23 protein-coding genes and 1 tRNA gene are annotated in these 18,636 nt (G+C 74.0%); 14 read left to right on the top strand and 10 right to left on the bottom strand.

What is annotated here, in order from left to right:
• Window positions 1-26 precede the first annotated feature (26 nt).
• The 4 genes from AFB00_RS10140 to AFB00_RS10155 all read right to left on the bottom strand — a co-directional run bounded on the left by AFB00_RS10140 (window position 27) and on the right by AFB00_RS10155 (window position 2,452).
• Window positions 27-530, bottom strand: coding sequence for a VOC family protein (locus tag AFB00_RS10140; RefSeq protein WP_068797021.1), 504 nt, complete (start codon window positions 528-530; stop codon window positions 27-29).
• Window positions 531-619: 89 nt separating this feature from the next.
• Window positions 620-1,504, bottom strand: a complete 885-nt coding sequence (locus AFB00_RS10145; protein WP_068797022.1) for an alpha/beta fold hydrolase — start codon at window positions 1,502-1,504, stop codon at window positions 620-622.
• 23 nt (window positions 1,505-1,527) lie between these two features.
• Window positions 1,528-1,610 (bottom strand) — tRNA-Ser (locus AFB00_RS10150).
• A gap of 50 nt (window positions 1,611-1,660) precedes the next feature.
• Window positions 1,661-2,452, bottom strand: a complete 792-nt coding sequence (locus tag AFB00_RS10155; protein ID WP_068797023.1) for an NAD(P)H-dependent oxidoreductase — start codon at window positions 2,450-2,452, stop codon at window positions 1,661-1,663.
• Window positions 2,453-2,518: 66 nt separating this feature from the next.
• Here AFB00_RS10155 and AFB00_RS10160 point away from each other — a divergent pair, with 66 nt between their 5' ends.
• A complete protein-coding gene (locus AFB00_RS10160) occupies window positions 2,519-2,854 on the top strand; it encodes a winged helix-turn-helix transcriptional regulator (RefSeq protein WP_068797024.1) in 336 nt (111 codons plus the stop codon).
• Here AFB00_RS10160 and AFB00_RS10165 read toward each other — a convergent pair.
• On the bottom strand, window positions 2,851-3,606 hold the full coding sequence (locus AFB00_RS10165; RefSeq protein ID WP_068797025.1) for a class I SAM-dependent methyltransferase: 756 nt from the start codon (window positions 3,604-3,606) through the stop codon (window positions 2,851-2,853). The two genes, AFB00_RS10160 and AFB00_RS10165, sit on opposite strands and share 4 nt — an antisense overlap.
• Window positions 3,607-3,690: 84 nt before the next feature.
• On the opposite strand from AFB00_RS10165, the gene AFB00_RS10170 reads away from it, so the two are divergent.
• Together AFB00_RS10170 and ypfJ are read left to right on the top strand one after the other, a co-directional pair.
• On the top strand, window positions 3,691-4,566 hold the full coding sequence (locus tag AFB00_RS10170; RefSeq protein WP_068797026.1) for a helix-turn-helix transcriptional regulator: 876 nt from the start codon (window positions 3,691-3,693) through the stop codon (window positions 4,564-4,566).
• Window positions 4,567-4,774: 208 nt separating this feature from the next.
• Entirely contained in the window at window positions 4,775-5,704 is a 930-nt protein-coding gene (ypfJ, locus tag AFB00_RS10175) for a KPN_02809 family neutral zinc metallopeptidase (RefSeq protein ID WP_068797027.1), read from the top strand.
• Between the two features lies 1 nt (window position 5,705).
• Here ypfJ and AFB00_RS10180 read toward each other — a convergent pair whose 3' ends face one another.
• Window positions 5,706-6,248: a TetR/AcrR family transcriptional regulator gene (locus tag AFB00_RS10180; protein WP_231974304.1), complete on the bottom strand. Its 543-nt coding sequence runs from the start codon at window positions 6,246-6,248 to the stop codon at window positions 5,706-5,708.
• Between the two features lie 122 nt (window positions 6,249-6,370).
• Here AFB00_RS10180 and AFB00_RS10185 point away from each other — a divergent pair, with 122 nt between their 5' ends.
• Window positions 6,371-7,243: an alpha/beta fold hydrolase gene (locus AFB00_RS10185; RefSeq protein WP_068797028.1), complete on the top strand. Its 873-nt coding sequence runs from the start codon at window positions 6,371-6,373 to the stop codon at window positions 7,241-7,243.
• Complete coding sequence (locus AFB00_RS10190; RefSeq protein ID WP_068797029.1) at window positions 7,240-7,857, top strand: VC0807 family protein; 618 nt, start codon at window positions 7,240-7,242, stop codon at window positions 7,855-7,857. Before AFB00_RS10185 ends, AFB00_RS10190 begins: the two co-directional genes overlap by 4 nt.
• Window positions 7,858-7,919: 62 nt before the next feature.
• On the opposite strand, the gene AFB00_RS10195 is transcribed toward AFB00_RS10190, so the two are convergent.
• Complete coding sequence (locus tag AFB00_RS10195) at window positions 7,920-8,606, bottom strand: GNAT family N-acetyltransferase (protein ID WP_068797030.1); 687 nt, start codon at window positions 8,604-8,606, stop codon at window positions 7,920-7,922.
• Window positions 8,607-8,661: 55 nt separating this feature from the next.
• On the opposite strand from AFB00_RS10195, the gene AFB00_RS10200 reads away from it, so the two are divergent.
• The 5 genes from AFB00_RS10200 (at window position 8,662) to glfT1 (ending at window position 12,900) form a co-directional block, all read left to right on the top strand.
• Window positions 8,662-9,654, top strand: a complete 993-nt coding sequence (locus tag AFB00_RS10200) for an NAD(P)H-quinone oxidoreductase (protein ID WP_068797031.1) — start codon at window positions 8,662-8,664, stop codon at window positions 9,652-9,654.
• A 37-nt stretch (window positions 9,655-9,691) separates the two neighbouring features.
• On the top strand, window positions 9,692-10,240 hold the full coding sequence (locus AFB00_RS10205) for a bacterial proteasome activator family protein (RefSeq protein WP_068797032.1): 549 nt from the start codon (window positions 9,692-9,694) through the stop codon (window positions 10,238-10,240).
• A gap of 94 nt (window positions 10,241-10,334) precedes the next feature.
• Window positions 10,335-11,204, top strand: coding sequence for a galactan export ABC transporter permease subunit Wzm/RfbD (wzm, locus tag AFB00_RS10210; RefSeq protein WP_068797033.1), 870 nt, complete (start codon window positions 10,335-10,337; stop codon window positions 11,202-11,204).
• 5 nt (window positions 11,205-11,209) lie between these two features.
• Window positions 11,210-11,989, top strand: a complete 780-nt coding sequence (gene wzt, locus AFB00_RS10215) for a galactan export ABC transporter ATP-binding subunit Wzt/RfbE (RefSeq protein WP_442965852.1) — start codon at window positions 11,210-11,212, stop codon at window positions 11,987-11,989.
• Window positions 11,986-12,900, top strand: coding sequence for a galactofuranosyltransferase GlfT1 (glfT1, locus tag AFB00_RS10220; RefSeq protein WP_068797034.1), 915 nt, complete (start codon window positions 11,986-11,988; stop codon window positions 12,898-12,900). Before wzt ends, glfT1 begins: the two co-directional genes overlap by 4 nt.
• A gap of 21 nt (window positions 12,901-12,921) precedes the next feature.
• Here the strand turns inward: glfT1 and AFB00_RS10225 are convergent, their stop codons facing one another.
• Window positions 12,922-13,401 (bottom strand): GtrA family protein, encoded by a 480-nt coding sequence (locus AFB00_RS10225; protein ID WP_068797035.1) that lies wholly within the window; start codon window positions 13,399-13,401, stop codon window positions 12,922-12,924.
• 225 nt (window positions 13,402-13,626) lie between these two features.
• On the opposite strand from AFB00_RS10225, the gene AFB00_RS10230 reads away from it, so the two are divergent.
• Genes AFB00_RS10230 through AFB00_RS10245 form a run of 4 tightly spaced genes read left to right on the top strand, consistent with a single transcriptional unit; the run spans window position 13,627 to window position 16,164 of the window.
• The gene (locus tag AFB00_RS10230; RefSeq protein ID WP_156819476.1) at window positions 13,627-14,244 is read left to right on the top strand and encodes a hypothetical protein; all 618 of its coding nucleotides are present in this window, start codon (window positions 13,627-13,629) and stop codon (window positions 14,242-14,244) included.
• Entirely contained in the window at window positions 14,241-14,555 is a 315-nt protein-coding gene (locus tag AFB00_RS10235; protein ID WP_068800177.1) for a transcriptional regulator, read from the top strand. The genes AFB00_RS10230 and AFB00_RS10235 overlap by 4 nt, the downstream gene beginning before the upstream one ends.
• Complete coding sequence (locus AFB00_RS10240; RefSeq protein WP_068797037.1) at window positions 14,552-15,427, top strand: ABC transporter ATP-binding protein; 876 nt, start codon at window positions 14,552-14,554, stop codon at window positions 15,425-15,427. Before AFB00_RS10235 ends, AFB00_RS10240 begins: the two co-directional genes overlap by 4 nt.
• Complete coding sequence (locus AFB00_RS10245; RefSeq protein WP_068797038.1) at window positions 15,424-16,164, top strand: ABC transporter permease; 741 nt, start codon at window positions 15,424-15,426, stop codon at window positions 16,162-16,164. Before AFB00_RS10240 ends, AFB00_RS10245 begins: the two co-directional genes overlap by 4 nt.
• 7 nt (window positions 16,165-16,171) lie before the next feature.
• Here AFB00_RS10245 and AFB00_RS10250 read toward each other — a convergent pair whose 3' ends face one another.
• Both AFB00_RS10250 and AFB00_RS10255 read right to left on the bottom strand, forming a co-directional pair.
• A complete protein-coding gene (locus AFB00_RS10250; RefSeq protein WP_083275409.1) occupies window positions 16,172-16,774 on the bottom strand; it encodes a DUF1707 SHOCT-like domain-containing protein in 603 nt (200 codons plus the stop codon).
• A gap of 20 nt (window positions 16,775-16,794) precedes the next feature.
• Window positions 16,795-18,618: a hypothetical protein gene (locus AFB00_RS10255; RefSeq protein ID WP_068797039.1), complete on the bottom strand. Its 1,824-nt coding sequence runs from the start codon at window positions 18,616-18,618 to the stop codon at window positions 16,795-16,797.
• Between the last annotated feature and the right edge of the window lie 18 nt (window positions 18,619-18,636).

Genomic DNA, 18,636 nt, shown 5'->3' on the forward strand with positions numbered 1-18,636 from the left:
GCGACCGTCGGGAACCCGGGGGGCGCTCAGGACCCGTCGTGCAGCGCGCGCAGGGTCGTATCGAGCGTGGTGAAGACGGTGTCCGGGGAGTCGTCGGTGGCGTACTCCGGCCCCGGCTGCCCGGGCGCCGGGGACCACAGCCACCACAGGTTCCCCCAGCGGTCGAGCATCCGGGCGAGCGTCGTCTCGCCGTAGAACGGGGTCGGCTCGGTGACGATCTCGGCGCCACGGGCGACGGCCCGGTCGAGCACGACCCGGGTGTCGGTGACCCAGATCTGCAACAGCCCGGGACGCGACGGCCACCCCGGTAGCCGGTCCGCGACCATGAGGTCACTGCCGCCGATGCGGACCTCGGAATGGATGATCTCGCCGCCCGGGAGATGGGCGCGGCCCGCCGGGTTCTCGCTCACGTCGAAGACCTCGGTCACGAACGTCAGCAGCGACGCCGCGTCGTCGACGATCAGGAACACGTTGAGGACCCCGGCCGAACCGGGGACCGAAGCGGCCGGGAGGAGGATGTCCGTACTCATGGCGCGAGCGTGCCGGGCGATGCGGACAGGCCGGGTCCTCGAATCTGCAGACGTTCGTCCTGGAACGCCGCGGCTGGTGAGCCGCCGTCTCACTCCCGCAGGAACTCGCACAGGCGCGCGGCGAGCTCCCGGGGAGCCTCCTCCGCCATGTGGTGCCCGGAGTCGACGGGCCCGCCGGACACGTCGTCCGCCCACGCTCGCCACACCGCCCGCGGATCGCCGTAGAGCCGCTCCATGTCGTCGCGGCTCGACCAGAGGACGAGCGTCGGGCAGCCGATCCGGCGACCGGCGTCGCGGTCGGCGTCGTCGTGGGCGCGGTCGACGCCCAGCCCCGCCCAGTAGTCCTCCAGCATCGCTCCGACCGTGGCGGGATCGTGCACGGCCCGCCGGAACTCGGCGTGGGCCTCGGGGCCCATCTGCCCTGCGGAGCCGCGGTACCAGGCGTCGGGATCGGCGAGGATGACCCGCTCGGGGATCTCCGGCCGGGCGAGGAAGAACCAGTGCCACCACTCGGCGGCGAAGCGCGCGTCGCAGCGGGCCAGCGCCTCCCCGATCGGGACGCCGTCCAGCACCGCGAGCCGGGACACCCGCTCCGGCGCGTCCATCGCCGTCCGGAACACGACGTAGGAGCCGCGATCGTGCCCGACGACGGCGGCGCGGCGCAGCCCGAGGTGGTCGAGCAGGCCGACGAGGTCGGCGGCCATCGCCCGTTTCGAGTACGGCGCGTGGTCGTGGGTGGTGGGCGGGACGGAGGAGGCGCCGTAGCCGCGCAGATCGGGGCAGATCACCGTGTAACCGGCCGCGACCAGCAACGGGGCGACGCGGTGCCAGGTCGCCGCGGTCCGCGGATGGCCGTGCAGGAGCAGCACCGGCGGGCCGGAACCGCCGTGCCGGACCCGCAGCGTGACGTCGCCGACCGGCACCCGGTCGTCGGCGAACTCGCGGAAGAAGTCGACCGGTATGCCGTGTCCCATCCGGTCATCGTGGCCGAGAACAGCGGAAGCGGGGGGATTCGAACCCCCGGTCCTTTCGGACGCCCGCTTTCAAGGCGGGTGCATTCGGCCGCTCTGCCACGCTTCCGCCGGGCAGCGTATCCGGTCCGCCCACGCTCCCGTCGCAGCGCCGGAGCCTCATCCGGCGGCGACGTGGATCGGCAGCCCGGTCTCCCCCGGCCGCAGGTGCGGGGCCAGCTCGCCGTCGTCGGTGTACTCGCCGGTGAACCGGGGCCGGTACGGGATCGGCTCGTCGGTCCACAGGGCGTCGAGCCGCCCGAGCAGGTCCGCCTCCGTCGCCCCGTAGTCGGTGAGCCGGTCCGCGCTCGGCAGCGCCCACGGCGGGAGGACGCCCATCCCGGTGTAGGCCAGCGTCCCGTGCAGCAGACCGAACAGCATCTCCTCCGGCGCACCCGAGACCCCACGCGGCCCGACGGCACCCGGGCGGTCCCCCAGCGTCGTCAGCACCAGCGCCCGGGTCCCGACGAACGGGCCCTGCTCGAAGCGCAGCCGGCGGCCCGTGCGCGGGTCGGTCCCGAACGCGAACCCGTTCAGGAACACGCGGTCGAACCAGCCCTTGAGGATGGCGGGCATGCCGTACCACCACAGCGGGAACTGCAGGACGACGGCGTCCGCCGCCCGCAGCGCCGCCTGCTCCCGGGCGATCTCGGGCGGGAGTGCGTCCTCGACGTAGGCGCGGCGGGTGTCGGCCCCCACGCGGAAGGGCTCGTCACCGGTGGTGTGCCCGCCGTCGCCGGGGCGCACGACCGGGTCCCAGTTCATGGCGTAGAGATCCGACTCGTGGACGTGGTGGCCGCCGCGGCGCAGGTGCTCGACACCGGCGCGGCGGAGGCTCCCGGTCAGCGAACGGGGCTCGGGGTGCGCGCTGACCCAGAGGACGGACCGCGACGACGTGGTGTTCGACGACATGCATCCATGGTTGACCCTTGGTGCGCTCTTCGGTAGTACGGACATTTCTGTCCCCTTGGAGGAACCATGCGGCTGCCCGTCCGCCGAGCCGTCGAGGTCTGTCCGGTGGAGGTCGCGGTCTCCGTACTCGGCGGCACCTGGAAGCTGACCCTGGTCAAGCACCTGCTCACCGGGACCCGGCGGTTCAACGAGCTCGGGCGCCTGCTGCCGCTCGCGAACACCAAGACCCTGACCCGGCAGCTGCGCGAGCTGGAGGAGGACGGGATCGTGCACCGCACCGTCCACCCGGAGGTGCCGCCGCGGGTCGAGTACTCGCTGACCGGACTCGGCCGCAGCCTCGAACCGATCGTCCGGATCATGGACGAGTGGGGCGCCCGGTTCACCGGCACGGACCCCGCCTAACGCTCCGCGCGGTAGAACGTGAGCGCCCCCAGCCCGGTCCGTCCCCCGCCGACGACGGTCACCTCCCGGAACCCCGCCTCGTCCAGCAGCTCGGGAACCGCCCGCCCCGCGCCGTGCCCGTGGCCGTGGCCGTGGCCGTGCCCCGCCCCGTCGTACTCATGGAGCTTCGGCCTGGTCTCACGAGGCCGAAGCTCCATGAGTGACCGGGGGCGGGGCGCGCGGTGCGCGAGCTGGTCGAGGCGGTGGAGCAGGGACAGCGCGCGGTTCAGCGGGGTCAGCGGGCCGGCGACGCGGGGATCGTGGTCCAGGTCGACCAGGTGCAGGCTGCCACCGGGGGCCAGTACGCGGCGGGCCTCGCGCAGCGCCGTGACCTGCGCGTCGGCGGCGACGTGGTGCAGCATCAGCGACGAGAGGACGCGGTCGGCGCTGCCGTCGTCGTAGGGCAGGTCCTCGGCGGTGCCCCGGTCCAGACGCAGGTCCAGGTTCTCCCGGCCCGCCTTGCCCCGGGCGATGCGCAACGCCTCCGGATCGGGGTCGATGCCGGTCACGGTGGCCGACGGGACGGCCCGCTTCGCCCGCAGCACCACGTTCCCGGTCCCGCACCCGATCTCCAGGACCGAGGATCCGGGCTGGATGCCGGCCTGTGCCACCAGCCGCCAGTACACGGCACCGGCGCCGCTGAGCCGGGCGAGGCCGTCGTAGCGCGGCAGCAGCCGCGGGCTGATGAGCGCGGGCAGGTAGTCGGTCGTCATGACGCCTCCGTGGTACGAAAGTCGAGTACGTCGACCAGGTTCCAGCGCGGACGAGCAGGCGCCAATGAACGATCCACGGCAGTGATGGGACGAAGTTCGGGCGTCCCGTTGATCGGCCTGGCCCAGGCCCCGGTCCCGATCACGGTCGGCCGCCGCTCGGACCACGGCTCGCCCGGGATGCCGCGCTTCCGGGGCGCGCACGCCCACGACTTCCTGCTGCTCAGCTACGTCACCGCCGGGCGGTGGGCGACCAGGGTCGACGGGCGGCACTGGGACCTCGTCGCGGGCGACGCGTTCGTCGTCGCCCCGGGAGCGGTCGTCGCGGCGGAGGAGGACGTGGCCCCGCCCGGCGGGGAGATCTGGACGGTCGTCTTCCCCGCGGAGGCCGTCGACCCGGACGCCGCCGCCCCGCTGGTGTCCTGGCGCGGGCATCCGCTGCTCGCGCCGTTCGTCGGGAACCACCGGGGCGGGGCGCAGCGGCTCACTGTGCCCGCGACCGACCGGCCGGGTGTGCTCGCCGGGCTCGCCGCGCTGGAGGCCGAGCTGGCCGAGCGGCGCGACGGTCACGCCGACGCGGCCCGTGCCCACCTCACCCTGCTCCTCGTCACCCTGGGGCGGTTGCACGACGACGTCCCGGCCGCTGCGGTGGACCCCCTGCTCGCCGGGGTCTTCGCGACGATCGAGGAGCGGTTCGCCGAACCCGTCTCGCTGCGTGACGTCGCCGACGCACTCGGGCTCACCCCGGGCCACCTGACGACCGTGGTCGGCCGCCGGACCGGGCGCACCGTCCAGCAGTGGCTCACCGAACGGCGGATGCGCGAGGCCCGGCGACTGCTGGCCGGCACCGACCTGACCGTCACCGAGATCGGGCGCCGGGTCGGCTACCGCGACGCCGGGTACTTCGTACGGCGGTTCCGCACCGCCCACGGCACCAGCCCCGCGGCCTGGCGCCGCCGGTGACCCCGGCCCACTCATCCCACCCGTCACACTCGTCACACCCGTGTTGCACTCATGGAGCTTCGGCCTCGTGACACCGGGCTGAAGCTCCATGAGTGCGACGGGGGGTGGGGCGACCCGGGGGCGGGGTGACACGGGGGCGGGGTGACACGGACGGTGCGGCGACCCCGGATGTGGTGGGATCTTCGCGAACGGTCAAGGGGAGGTCAGGGTGCGGTTCGACGAGAACGCCCGGCTGGACACGTCCGGGGTGGACGACCTGCGCGGTTCCGGCGGCGGACGCGGCGTCGGCGGGCGGGTCGCCGGTGCGGGCGGCGGGCTCGGCATCGTCGGTCTCATCGTCTACCTGCTGCTCACCAACCTCGGCGGGACCGACCTCGGCGGCATGGCGGCGGGCGGCGGGTACCCCAGCCTCGACCAGGTCGGGACCGGCCAGTCCGCGGACGGCGCGTCGCTGGCCCGCAACTGTTCGACCGGGGCGTCGGCGAACACGTCGACGGACTGCCGGATGGTCGCGGTCGTGAACTCGCTGGACGACTTCTGGGCCGGCCGGTTCTCCTCCGGCTTCACCCCGCCGCGGACGAACTTCTTCTCCGGCGGCGTCAGCACCGACGGCTGCGGCTCGGCGACCTCGGACAGCGGGCCGTTCTACTGCCCGGCCGACTCCGAGATCTACATCGACCTGACCTTCTTCGACGACCTGCAGACCCGGTTCGGCGCCGAGGGCGGCCCGTTCTCGCAGTCCTACGTCATGGCGCACGAGTACGGCCACCACATCCAGAACCTGCTCGGCGCCAACCGGCGGGTCGGCAACGAGACCGGCCCGACGTCCGGCTCGGTCCGGCTGGAGCTGCAGGCCGACTGCTACGCCGGGGTCTGGGCGCACCACGCCACGACGGTCCCCGGCGACTCCGGCCGCCCGCTGATCACCGAGCTGAACCAGGCCGACGTCGACGCCGCACTCGACACCGCGGACAAGATCGGCGACGACCACATCCAGGCCACCCTGGGCGGCGGCCGGGTCGACGAGTCCCAGTTCTCGCACGGCAGCTCCGCCCAGCGCGAGCGGTGGTTCACCACCGGCCTCGACTCCGGTGACCCGAACGCGTGCGACACCTTCGCCACCCGCGACCTGGGGTAGGTCAGCCCCGGCGCAACCGGTCGAGCTGGTGGTCCAGGACGGCGACGGCCGACGCCGCGTCGTGCTCGCCCAGCAGCACCGACTCGGCGAGCCCACCGGCGAGCGCGAGCAGGATGGCGGCGTCGGGTTCCGGGGCGATCCCGCCGAGCCCGGCGGCCGCGAGCCGGTCCACGACCGCCCCGCGCAGCAACCGGTTGCCACGGCGGTAGGTCTCCCGGAGCCGGTCGTCGCCGAGCGCGCGGATCAGGAACGCCGAACCGACCCGGGCGTCGGTGCGGGCGTCGTCGTCCAGCGGGAGCAGCGCGACCAGCAGCGCCCGGACCTCGTCCAGCGGGGTCCGCGGGTGCGCGGCCGTCAGCCCGGTGCGGATCCGCTCGTCCACCCGGAGCTGGAGCTGCTCCGCGGCGAAGTCGAGCAGCTCGTCGCGGGAGCCGAAGTAGTGCTGCACCCGGCCCTTGGACACCCCGGCCTCCTGGGCGACCCGGGCGAGGCTGACCGCCTCCAGCCCCTCGGCCGCGGCCACCCGCCACAGCGCCTCCGCCATCTCGCCACGCCGCTATCCGTGGTCGACGACCCTCGGCATCCGCACCTCCGTTGCAATCCGATCGGCTTGCAAAAGCCCTCCGGGCCTTTTCCAGTCCGAACGTACCGTGAAAAGGAGGGGCGATGCGGACCGCACACTTCACCGACCCGGCGGCGCGGGAGCGCTACCGGGCGCTCTACGCCGCCGCGGTGGCGACGCTCCCGCCGGCGATCGCCCGTGACGTCGAGACCACGCACGGCACCGTCCGGGTCCTGACCTGCGAGGGGGCACCGTCCGGCGAGCCGCTGGTGCTGCTTCCCGGCGCCGGTGCGCCGGGGGTGAGCTGGGCGTCGAGCGTGCCGTCGTTGCTCGGGCTCGGGACCGTGCACCTCGTCGACCCGCTCGGGGGGCCCGGCGCGAGCCGCCAGGACGTGCCGATCCGCGACCTCGCCGACCAGGCCCGCTGGCTGCGCGCCCTGCTGGACGGGCTAGACCTCGCGTCGTTCCACCTCGTGGGGACGTCGATGGGCGGCCGGATCGCGTTCGAGCTGGCCCGCCGGGCCCCCGCGGGCCTGCGGACGCTCTCCCTGCTCGAACCGGCGAACACGTTCGACCGCATCCCGCTCGCGACGGTCGCGTCCTCGGTGGGCGCGATCCCGGGTGCCCCGGGATGGCTGCGCCGCCGCTTCCTGGACCGGCTCGGCGACGGCGGGGCCGCCGGCGACGACCCGGTCCTGCGGCTCGTCGACGCCGGGATGTCCGGCTTCGCCTCGGCGGTGCCGCACCCGCCGCGCCCGTCGGACGCCGACCTCCGCGCCGTCACCGTCCCGACCCTGGTCCTGCTCGGCGGCCGCAGCACGATGCTCGACGCCGGACGGGCCCGGGAGCGGGCCGCGCTGCTGCCCCGCGGGACGGTCGAGGTCTGGCCGGACGCCTCGCACGCGCTGCCCGGGGAGTTCCCGGAACGGGTGGCCGAGCGGATCGCCCGGCTGACGGCCGGACCGGTGCCGTCGTGAACCGCCGCGAACTGCTGGTGACGACGGCGGTGGACCTCGCGACCCCGCTGGTCGTCTTCTACGGGTTGCGGGCCGCCGGGATCGGCGCCGGACCCGCCCTGCTCACCGGTGCCGCGGCCCCGGCCGCGCGGGCGCTGTACGTGCTGCTGCGCTACCGGCGGCCGGAGTGGTTCGCCGTCCTCGTCCTGGTGCTGTGCGTGGCGAGCGCCGCGACGTCGCTGGTCGGCGGGGACGAGCGGGTGCTGCTCGCCCGGGACGGGCTGGTCACCGCCGCCCTCGGCGCGACCCTGCTCGCGACGGTGCCCGGCACCCGGCCCGCGCTGTTCACCGTCGGGCGGCTCACCCTGACCGAGGCCGGGCACGACCCGGCCGAGTGGGACCGCCGGTGGACGGCGTCGGCCCGGTTCCGCGGCGTCTGGCGATGGCTGACCGTGGGCTGGGCGCTCGGGCTGTTCGCCGACGCCGGGCTGCGGGTGGTCACGGCGTACACGCTGCCGGTCGACGTCGTCCCGGCCGTGCACGCGGTGCAGTGGTTCGCCGTGCTCGGGATCCTGCTCGTCGGCGGGCAGGTGTGGCTGCGCCTGCCGCGCCACCGCGACCTGATCTTCAGCTGACCGGCCGGGCGGCGCCGGTGCGCCCGGACGTCGGCCGGCGCCGGGCATCCGGACGGTCCAGCTCAGCCCGGGGGCAGGTCTCCGTCGAGGAACCCGGCGACCGCCCCGGTGTAACCGCCGACCCGCAGCTCCCAGCCGGGACGGGCGAACGCGTCACGGGCCAGCAGCTGCCGGTGCTCGACCACCGGCCGGTCCCGGGAGGCGATCAGCGCCGTCCCGTCGGGCACGTAGCCGAGCCGGGCCGAGACCCCGGCCGACGCGGCGTTCCCGTCCATGTACTCCGAGCGGGCCGTCGTCGCCCCCAGGTGGTCGAACGCGAACGCCAGCACCGCGGCCCGCATCTCGGTCCCGTAGCCCGTGCCCTGGTACGGCAGGCCCAGGTAGGAGCCGGTCCGCACCTCGCGCAGGACCCCGAACCGCTTGCCGGCCAGCTCCTGCAGGCCGATCACGGTGCCGCCGGCCCGGACCACGAACAGCAGGCTCCAGTCCTCCGGGGAGGTCTCGGCCCGGGTGGACCAGAAGTACTGCAGCACCTTCCGCCCGAACAGCCGCGGCTCGGTCTCGGTCCAGGACGTCAGGAACGGCATCCGGTCAGCGGGATGGATACCGGAGGTCTGGGCCATCGCGACCAGCTCGCGGACCGAGGAGTCGTCGTCCGGGCGCAGTTCCAGCCTCGGGGTGCGCAGCACCAGCCCGGAGACCGGCCACGGGTCCGGGACGGGGTCGATCGGCGCAGGCAGGACGTCCATGGGCCGACCGTGCCGGATCGGCGGGAACGGCGCGAGGAGAATACGGTCGGTCGCCATGAAGGCGATCACCCTGGCGGAGTACGGCGGACCGGAGCACATGGCCTGGACGGAGGTCCCGGACCCGGCGCCGGGCGCGGGCGAGGTGGTCGTCGACGTCGTCGCCTCCGCGGTCAACCGGGCCGACCTGCTGCAGGTGCAGGGCAACTACCCGGTGCCGCCGGGTGCGTCGGACATCCTGGGCCTGGAGTGCTCCGGCCGGATCTCCGCGCTCGGCGAGGGCGTCACCGGCTGGTCGGTCGGGGACGAGGTGTGCGCGCTGCTCGCCGGGGGCGGCTACGCGGAGAAGGTCGCGGTGCCCGCGGCGCAGCTGCTGCCGATCCCGGACGGCGTCTCGCTGGAGGAGGCCGGCGGGCTGCCCGAGGTCGCCTGCACCGTCTGGTCGAACGTGTTCATGGAGGGCCGGCTGGCCGCGGGCGAGACGTTCCTGGTCCAGGGCGGCTCGTCCGGGATCGGGACGCACGCGATCCAGGTCGCGGCGGCCCTCGGTGCCCGGGTGGCCGCCACCGCGGGGCACGCCGACCGGCTGCAGTTCTGCCGCGACCTCGGCGCCGACATCGTGATCGACTACCACGACGACGTCGCGGCCCGGCTGAAGGAGGCCACCGACGGCCGCGGCGCCGACGTCATCCTGGACAACATGGGCGCCAAGGGACTGGCGAACAACCTGTCCGCCCTCGCCACCGACGGCCGTCTGATGATCATCGGCATGCAGGGCGGGGTGAAGGCGGAGATCAACCTCGGTGCGCTGCTCGCCAAGCGCGGGCACGTGTCCGCGATGGGCCTGCGCGGACGGCCGGTCGAGGGACCGAACTCCAAGGCGGCGATCGTCGAGCAGGTCCGGGACCGGGTGTGGCCGCTGTTCGCCGCGGGCTCGGTCCGCCCGGTGGTGTTCGAGCGGTACCCGATGTCCGGCGCCGCCGACGCGCACCGCAGGCTCGCCGACGGCGGCGTCACCGGGAAGCTCCTGCTGTGCAACCCGGGCTCCTGATGCGCGCGACCCCGGCCGCCGGGTCCAGAATGGCGCCATGAGCGACGAGCAGGAGACCCCCGAGGAGCGGGTCGTGGTGGTCGGCGCCGACGGCCGCCCCGTGGGCATGGCGACCGTCCCGGCCGGCGACGGCGTCGACGACGACCCGCAGAGCCCGGCGTCGATGGTCGAGCAGCCCGCGAAGGTCATGCGGATCGGCACGATGATCAAGCAGCTGCTGGAGGAGGTGAAGGCGGCCCCGCTGGACGAGGCGTCCCGCAGCCGGCTCAAGGAGATCCACGAGAACTCCGTGAAGGAGCTCGAGGAGGGCCTGGCGCCGGAGCTGCGCGAGGAGCTGAACCGGCTGAGCCTGCCGTTCACCGCGGACGCGACGCCCTCGGAGGGCGAGCTGCGGATCGCCCAGGCCCAGCTGGTCGGCTGGCTGGAGGGGCTGTTCCACGGCATCCAGACCGCGCTGTTCGCCCAGCAGATGGCGGCCCGCGCCCAGCTGGAGCAGATGCGCCGGGGCCTCCCGCCCGGCGCGGCCGCCGGCATGGAGCAGCAGATGCCCGACGGCATGGGCCGGGGCACCGGGCAGTACCTCTGACCCTCCGGACCCGGACCCGACCTGCGATTTCCGCCCGGTCCGGCAGGGGCCGCCCCTGCCGGACCGGGCGGACGGCCGTGAGTACCCTCGTCGGGTGGCCGTCACCGTGACCGACAACGAGCCGGGCGACGTCGTCGACCCGGACGAGGTGTCGAGCCCGCGCAGCTGGGGCCGGGCGTTCGCCGATCTCCGTGCCGGCTGGCGGCAGCGCCCGCTCTGGGGCTACCTGGGCTGGCAGGACATCAAGCAGCGCTACCGGCGCTCCGTGCTGGGCCCGCTGTGGATCTCGATCAGCATGGGCGTCATCGCGCTCGGGCTGGGCATCCTCTACTCGGCGCTGTTCGAGACGCCGATCGCGACCTTCCTCCCGCACGTGGCGGTCGGTCTGCTGATCTGGAACTTCGTCTCCGGCTGCATCCTCGAGGGCAGCGAGGTCTTCATCTCCAACGAGGGACTGATCAAGTTCCTCCCCGCGCCGCTGACCCTGCACATCTACCGCCTGGTGTGGCGGCAGACGCTGTTCTTCCTGCACAACCTGGTCGTCTGGGCCGTGCTGATGGTGATCTTCCCGCGGCCGCTGGGCTGGGAGGTGCTGCTGTCGCTGCCGGCGTTCGCCCTGCTCGCGGTGAACGGCGCCTGGATCGCGATCCTGGCCGGCATCCTCGCGACCCGGTTCCGGGACATCCCGCCGATCATCGCCAGCGTCACCCAGCTCGTGTTCTACCTGACACCGATCGTGTGGTCGATCGACATCCTGCAGGACAACGAGGCCGCCCGGGAGCGGGCCAGCCTCGTCGAGCTGAACCCGGTGTTCCACTTCCTGGAGATCCTGCGCCAGCCCCTGCTCGGGCAGGAGATCGTCGGCCGGTACTGGCTGGTGGCCGGCGCGATCACGATCGTCGGGTGGGCCGCCGCGCTGGTCTGCCTGCGCAACTACCGTTCCCGCGTCGCGTACTGGGTGTGAGCACTGTGTCTGATTCCAGCGGGGTCGAGCCCCGGATCCGGATCGACCGGGCCGCCGTCGACTTCCCGATCTTCGACGCCAAGACCCGGTCGCTGAAGAAGGCCGTGCTCGGCAAGGCGGGCGGCCGGATCGGCACCGGGGCCAAGGTGCCGATCATCGAGGCGCTGCGCGACATCACGCTGAAGCTCGACCGGGGTGACCGGGTCGCGCTGGTCGGGCACAACGGTGCCGGCAAGTCGACGCTGCTGCGGCTGATGGCCGGCATCTACGAGCCGACCCGCGGCCGGTCCGCCGTCCGGGGCAAGGTCGCGCCGATCTTCGACCTGGCGGTCGGGATGGACCCGGAGATCTCCGGGTACGAGAACATCCTGATCCGGGGCCTGTTCCTGGGCATGACCAAGAAGCAGATGGAAGCCCGGATCGACGACATCGCCGAGTTCACCGAGCTGGGCGACTACCTGGCGATGCCGCTGCGGGCGTACTCGACGGGCATGCGGGTGCGGCTGGCGCTCGGCGTCGTCACCTCGATCGATCCGGAGATCCTGCTGCTCGACGAGGGCATCGGCGCCGTCGACGCCGAGTTCCTGAACAAGGCGCGCGGCCGGCTGCACGAGCTCGTCGACCGCTCCGGGATCCTGGTGTTCGCCTCGCACTCCGACGAGTTCCTCGCCGACCTGTGCGACACCGCGCTGTGGATGGAGCACGGCACGATCAAGGAGTACGGGCCGCTGCAGGAGGTCCTGGACCACTACAAGGGCCGGACGCCGCTGGAGGGCACCGCGTGAGCGGCCCGCTGGCCCCCGGCTCCGTCGTCGGGGTCATCGTCACCCGGCACCGCGCCGACCTGCTCGTCGACTCGCTCGCCGCGATGGCGAAGCAGAGCCGCCCGGTGGCACACCTGATCGTCGTCGACAACGGGCCGGACCAGCCCGCCCGCGAGGCCGTCGAGGCGTGCCCGCTGCCGACGACCTGGATCCCGTCCTGGCACAACCTCGGCGGCGCAGGCGGGTTCGCACTCGGCATGCTGCACGCGCTCGCGATGGGCGCGGACTGGGTCTTCCTGGCCGACGACGACGGCCACGCGGCCGACGAGACCACCCTGGCGACCCTGCTCGACCTCGCGACCGACCGCGGGCTCGCCGCCGTGTCCCCGGTGGTCGCGGACAAGTCCGACCCCGAGCGGCTCGCGTTCCCGCTGCGCCGGGGCGTGACCTGGCACCGCACCCGCTCCGCGCTGCTCGCCGGTGACGGCGACCCGGACCTGCTGCCGGGCATCGCCTCGTTCTTCAACGGCGCGCTGTTCCGCGCCTCCACCCTGGAGGTCATCGGGGTGCCGGACCTGCGGCTGTTCGTCCGCGGGGACGAGGTCGAGCTGCACCGCCGCATGGTGCGCTCCGGGCTGCCGTTCGGCACCGCGCTGCACGCGACCTACCTGCACCCCTACGGCTCGGACGAGTTCAAGCCGATGCTGGGGGGCCGGTTGCACGCCCAGGACCCGGGCGACCCGGTCAAGCGCTACTACACCTACCGCAACCGCGGGTACCTGATGAGCCAGCCCGGGATGCGCCGGATCGGCCTCCTGGAGCTGCCGCGCTTCGCCTGGTACTTCCTGGTCACCAAGCGGGACCCGGCCGGGTTCCGGGACTGGTTGCGGCTGCTGAAGAAGGGTCGCGACGAGCGGTTCGACCGCGCCTGAGCCGCGCGGCCGCCGGGCGGGTCAGTCCTTGAAGATCACGTACCGCAGCATGACGAAGTTGATCGCGGTGGCGGTGCCCTGGGCGACCAGCCAGGCCAGCGACTCGGCGTGCGTCATCGGCGGCAGCAGGTGCAGGACCAGCGAGTTCACGCTGACGTTCACCGCGAAGGTCGTGCCGTAGAGCGCGACGAAACCGGCGAAGCGGCCCCGGCCGCCGGTGCCGGCCCCGGTGAAGGTGAACCGCTTGTTCAGCAGGTACGCCGTCGTGGTGCCGAGGATGAAGCTGATGCCCTTGGCGACCGGCACCCACAGGCCGAGGTTCAGCAGCAGGTGGTAGACGCCGAAGTCGACGACCGCCGACAGCGCCCCGATGGCGACGAAGCTCCCGAGCTGGCGGAGGAGCCCGTGACGCGGTGCGGGCTCGGCGGAACCCCGCGGTGCGGGCTCGGCCGAACCGTCGGCTGCCGGGCTCGCGGCCTGCGTGGGCTCGGTGGCGGTCACCCTCCGAGGGTAGCGGCGCGCAACGACGCCCCGACACGGCCCCGGTGGACCGCACGGCCACCGACGGCGTGGGACCGCGGGCGACCGGCACACGCCCACCGTGATCGGCGCCTCCGCACGCCCGTCGAGACCCGCGCAGCACAGGCGCCGACCCGATCTCCCCTCCCCACACCAACAAGTTTGTGCTACAAAGTTGACGTCACCACAAACAACTTGGAGGTCACCGTGAAGGAACGACAGGGGGCCGACGTCGACGACCAGCCACCGGCCTCGGCGGCCGAGGCGCTGGCGATCATCGAGCGTGAGCAGTCCCGCCGGGAGCCGGGCATCGCACCGTTCTTCCTGATCTGGGGCGCGGCGTGGACGGTCATCGGGCTCGCCTGGGCCGGCGCCGACGAGGGACTCGGCCTCTGGCCGGGATCCGCCGCGGGGATCGCCACCGCGGCCGTGATCGTCGTGTCCGCGATCGCGTCCGCCGTCGTCGGCGCCCGGCTCGGGCGCGGGGTCGCCGGGCCGTCGTCGGAGTTCGGGGCGCTCTACGGCTGGGCCTGGGCGATCGCGATGGTCGGCACCGGCGTCCTGGTCGGGGCACTCGCCCGGCTCGGCGGACCGGGGGTCGGGGTGCTCGCGCCCGCGTTGTTCGTGTTCGTGGTGGGGGCGCTCTACACCCTCGGCGGCGCGTTCTGGCGCAGCCGGGTCGACTACGGGCTCGGCATCGCGCTGCAGGTCATCGCGGTGCTGTCGGCGTTCACCCCGATGCCGTGGAACTCGCTGCTGATGGGGCTCGGGGGCGGCGGCGCGATGATCGTCGTCGGCGTGCTGCGGTGGCGGAGCAGCCGGTGAGCGAGCTCGATCCCGTCATCCACGCCCAGGCCCGGCTCCGTGTGACCGCCACGCTGGCCACGCTGGAGGAGGCCGACCGGATGACGTTCCCCCGCCTGCAGGAGCTGCTCGGGATGACCGCCGGGAACCTGTCGACGCACCTGCGCAAGCTCGAGGACGCCGCCTACGTCGAGATCACCAAGACCCACCAGCGCCGGACCCCGGTCACCTACGTGGCCCTGACGAAGACCGGGCGCCGGGCGTTCGAGGACTACACCGCGAGCCTGCGTGCGCTGCTGTCCCCTCAGGTCGACGAGGAGGTCGGATCGTGACCGTGGCGCCGGTCGTCCTCGACGGCGTCACCCGGTCCTACGGTGGCACCGTCGCGCTCGACGGCGTCGACCTCACCATCGAGCCCGGCAGCCTGACCGGCCTGCTCGGCCCGAACGGCGCCGGGAAGTCCACGCTGGTCAACCTGGTCTCCGGGCTGCGCCGGGCGGACTCCGGCACCGTCCGGCTGTTCGGCGGGGACCCGCGCGACGCGGTCAACCGGGTCGCGCTCGGCACCACCCCGCAGCAGACCGGGCTGCCGGAGACGCTGCGGGTCGGCGAGATCGTCCGGTTCGTCGCCGGGCACTTCCCGGACCCGGTCCCGGCCGGCGAGCTGCTGGACCGCTTCGGGCTCGCCGGGCTCGCGCGGCGCCAGGCCGGCGGCCTGTCCGGCGGGCAGAAGCGCCGGCTCGCGCTCGCGCTGGCCTTCGCCGGCCGGCCCCGGCTGGTGCTGCTCGACGAACCAACGACCGGCCTCGACGTCGAGGGCCGCCGGGCGCTGTGGGAGACGGTCCGCGCGTTCCACGCCGGCGGCGGCACCGTCCTGCTCACCACGCACTACCTCGACGAGATCGAGACGCTGGCGCAGCGGGTCGTCGTGCTCGCCGGCGGCCGCGTCCGGGCCGACGGCGACGTCGACGCCGTCCGCGGGATGGTCCGGCGCAGCCGGGTCACCTTCCGCGCCGCCGCGATCCCGGACCTGCCCGGCATCGAGCTCGCCGAGCGCGACGGCGACCGGTGGACCGTGCACACCGCCGACGCCGACGAGCTGGTCCGCGACCTGGTGCGCTCCGGCGCCGCGTTCGCCGACCTGGGCGTGACGGGCGCGTCCCTGGAAGAGGCGTTCCTGACCCTGACCGGGAGGACCGGATGAGTACCGTCGTCGCGCACACCCGCTACCTGCTGCTGGAGCAGCTCCGGATCCCGGTCGCGGTGCTGTCCACCGCGCTGTTCCCGGCGCTGGTGCTGGCGTTCTTCGTGCTCCCGTTCGACTGGAGCTCCGATCCCGCGCAGGCCACGATCTCGATCGGCCAGCTCGCGTTGTTCGGTGTGCTCAGCGGGTTCCTGTTCACGATCGGCATCGGCGCCGCCGACGACCGGGAGAAGCCCTGGGACCCCTACCTGCGCACGCTGCCCGCGCCGCCGTCCGCCCGGATCGTGGCCCGGCTCGCCGTCGGTGCGCTGTTCGCGCTGCTCGGGCTGCTGCCCGTGGTCGTGCTCGGCGCGGTCCTGACCCCCGCCCACGTCCCTCCGGTACGGCTGCTGGCGGCCGTCGGGATGCTGCTCGTCGCCGGGCTGCCGTTCCTGTTCGGGGGGCTCGCGATCGGCTACTCGCTGCCGTCGAAGGTGGCGCTGCCGGTGACCCAGCTCGTGTTCTTCCCGATGGCGTTCGGCGGCGGGCTGCTCATGCCACCGGAGATGTTCCCCGGCTGGCTGCAGACGCTGTCCGGGCTGCTGCCCGTGCGGGGCGGGCGGGACCTGCTGATCTGGACGCTGGACGGCACACCGCCGATGACCCTGGCCGTGACCGCGTTCGCGGTGTGGACGGTGCTGCTCGCCCTGGTCGCGGGCTGGGCCTACCGGCGCGACGAGGGCCGTCGCTTCCGCTGAGACCGGCTCAGAAGCTCCGCCCGGCGAAGGCGTAGCGCGACCGCACCGTCACCGATCCGGCCGCGGTACGGCCGTACACCCGGAAGTGCGGACGGCCGTGCACCGCGCGGGCCGGCACCTTCGACCGGACCGAGCCGTAGGCCGAGACCAGGCCGTCGACGTCGGCGGTGGCGCCCTCCGGGACGAGCAGCCGGGCCGACCCGGCACCCAGCTCCAGCTCGACCTCCACCACCGGCATCGGCAGCTGCGCGTCGCAGAAGTCCAGCAGCACCGACCCGATCGAGCTCTGCACCCGCAGCCGCGGCGGGACGACCCAGTCACCGCGCCGGCGCAGGCCACCGACCCCGCCGCGCAGCACGGTGGGCGGGCCGACCGGTGTCGCCAGCACGTCCACGCTGAGGTTCAGCGGATCGCCGGGGAGATCGGCGAGCACCGGGTGCACGTCGGAGGAGAACCGGGCCGCGTAGACGGTGCGCAGCCGGTCCTGGAGCTCCTCGACGGAGATCCGGCCCTCGGCCATCGCGCGGTTCAGCCGTTCGGCCACGCGCTCGCGGTCGGCGTCGGAGATCCTGATCTCGCGCCGCTCACCGGGAAGCCGCGGACTGCTCACCGTGCCAGGGTAAACGCACCTCAGCCGACCGGTGCGGCGACCGGCAGCCGGAACAGCCAGGCCCCGCCGTCGAACCGGCCCGGGTCGCCGGTGACCCGCCGGGTCCACTCCAGCACCCGGGCCTCGTCACCCGCCGCGTGGCCCGGCACCACGACGACCGCGGTGATGCCGAGAGCGCGCAGCTCGCCGGCGGCCCGGGCGGTGTAGTCCCCGCTCGGGTCGTTCTTGCCGTCCGCGACCCACTGCGCGCCGATCTGGTAGCGGTTCCAGCGGGACTGGATGACGACGTCGTCCTCGGGGTCGGAGGCGATGAAGTAGCCGCCGCGGATCCGGAACCCCGGTCCGGACGCCGCCTGCCAGCGCAGGCCCTGCGCGCCGTCGTCCCAGGCCGCGGTGATCCGCGGGTGGATCTCGACGACGTCGGCGGGCCCCAGTCCCCCGGCCCCGCCGGTGAAGAACGCCGGGACCGGCGCCGGGCGCACCTCCTGGGCGTCCGCGGGCAGCCAGCTGAGCAGCGCGAACCCGGTGAGCGCCAGCGCGCCGACCGCGCCGGTGACCTCCGTCAGCGGCATCCGGTCGATCCAGATCGCGACGACCGCGGCCAGGCAGAGCGTCGTCACGACCTGGATCCGAACCGGCTCGATCTCCGAGAGCAGCGGCACCTCGGCGAGGGCCAGCCACGGCAGCGGCACCCCGGTGCCGGTGCCGAACAGGGTGATCCCGGTCCCCAGCGACGCCAGCCAGGACAGCCCGCCGACCGCGGCCACGACCCGCAGTGCCGTCGACCGGACGACGAGCACGGCGACCACCGCCAGCGCCAGCATGGCCACGCCGAGGTAGCCGCCCTGCTCCCCGATGTGCCCGGCGAGGCGCTCACCGGTCCCGGCGGGCACCGGGTGCAGCGCCGTCATCCGGGTCGGGACGAGCACGTTCGCCAGGTCGGCGCCGGTGGCGTGCACGTTGCGGATCGCCGAGCGCGGCCGGTTCGGGCCGGCCAGCACGAGCAGCACCGGGTAGGCGCCGAGCACCGCGAACACCCCGACGCAGGCGGCCCCGGCCTGCAGCAGGCCGGGCAGGTGCGTGGGGACCCGGCGCGGGAACCGCAGCGCCAGCAGCAGCGCGGCGAGCACCAGGAAGATCACGCCGACGGCGAGGGTCTGGGTGTAGAGGACGAGCTGGGCGACCAGCGCGAGCCCGGTGAGGCCGCCGAGGAGCCACGGCCGGCGCAGCGGGCCCCGCCCGAACAGGTGGTGGGCGAGCAGGAGCAGCAGCGGCGGCAGCACCGACCAGGTGAGGTTCAGGTGCCCGGCGACGGCGTGCGCGAGGTGGAACGGCGAGAACGCGTACAGCGCACCGGCGACACCGCGCGCCGCCCAGCCGCGGGCACCGGCCGAGGTGACGTACGGCCCGAGCGCGGCGACCAGCAGCAGCCCGGACACCACCGGTCCCAGCACGACACCGGCGTTGAACGCGGCGACCGGGCCCGCGGTCACCGTGACCGGTGCGAGCACCGCCGCGAGCAGCGGCACCGCGGTGTTCCAGAGTGCGTTCAGCCCGTGCGGCCAGTGCATCCAGTCGGTGAGCAGCGGGTTCTGCCCCTGCCCGACGGCGAACGGGAGCCAGTTCAGCCACCAGGCGAACATGTCCGCGTCCGCGGTGACGTGCCCGATCAGCAGCCCGCCCGGGTCCGCCAGCACCCGGCGCTGCAGCCACAGCGACACCAGCAGGTAGCCGAGCCCGAGCAGCACGTACGGCGCCGCGGCCGCGCCCCGGGCCGTCCGGCGCGGGAGCGGGATCCGGGCGTGCCGGGGCCCGTTCCGGAGGGGCTCCCGCTCGTCGAGCACGGGCCCAGTGTGGCCGGT

It is taken from the genome of Pseudonocardia sp. HH130630-07 (genome assembly GCF_001698125.1).
Lineage (GTDB): Bacteria > Actinomycetota > Actinomycetes > Mycobacteriales > Pseudonocardiaceae > Pseudonocardia.

Excerpts from the sequence above, each read along its gene's own strand:
- AFB00_RS10200 (WP_068797031.1), top strand. The coding sequence starts at position 8,662 with ATGAAGGCGATCACCCTGGCGGAGTACGGCGGACCGGAGCACATGGCC.
- AFB00_RS10160 (WP_068797024.1), top strand. The coding sequence starts at position 2,519 with ATGCGGCTGCCCGTCCGCCGAGCCGTCGAGGTCTGTCCGGTGGAGGTC.
- AFB00_RS10180 (WP_231974304.1), bottom strand. The coding sequence starts at position 6,248 with ATGGCGGAGGCGCTGTGGCGGGTGGCCGCGGCCGAGGGGCTGGAGGCG.
- AFB00_RS10170 (WP_068797026.1), top strand. The coding sequence starts at position 3,691 with ATGGGACGAAGTTCGGGCGTCCCGTTGATCGGCCTGGCCCAGGCCCCG.
- AFB00_RS10165 (WP_068797025.1), bottom strand. The coding sequence starts at position 3,606 with ATGACGACCGACTACCTGCCCGCGCTCATCAGCCCGCGGCTGCTGCCG.
- AFB00_RS10185 (WP_068797028.1), top strand. The coding sequence starts at position 6,371 with ATGCGGACCGCACACTTCACCGACCCGGCGGCGCGGGAGCGCTACCGG.
- AFB00_RS10205 (WP_068797032.1), top strand. The coding sequence starts at position 9,692 with ATGAGCGACGAGCAGGAGACCCCCGAGGAGCGGGTCGTGGTGGTCGGC.
- AFB00_RS10145 (WP_068797022.1), bottom strand. The coding sequence starts at position 1,504 with ATGGGACACGGCATACCGGTCGACTTCTTCCGCGAGTTCGCCGACGAC.
- AFB00_RS10155 (WP_068797023.1), bottom strand. The coding sequence starts at position 2,452 with ATGTCGTCGAACACCACGTCGTCGCGGTCCGTCCTCTGGGTCAGCGCG.
- AFB00_RS10140 (WP_068797021.1), bottom strand. The coding sequence starts at position 530 with ATGAGTACGGACATCCTCCTCCCGGCCGCTTCGGTCCCCGGTTCGGCC.
- AFB00_RS10195 (WP_068797030.1), bottom strand. The coding sequence starts at position 8,606 with ATGGACGTCCTGCCTGCGCCGATCGACCCCGTCCCGGACCCGTGGCCG.
- AFB00_RS10245 (WP_068797038.1), top strand. The coding sequence starts at position 15,424 with ATGAGTACCGTCGTCGCGCACACCCGCTACCTGCTGCTGGAGCAGCTC.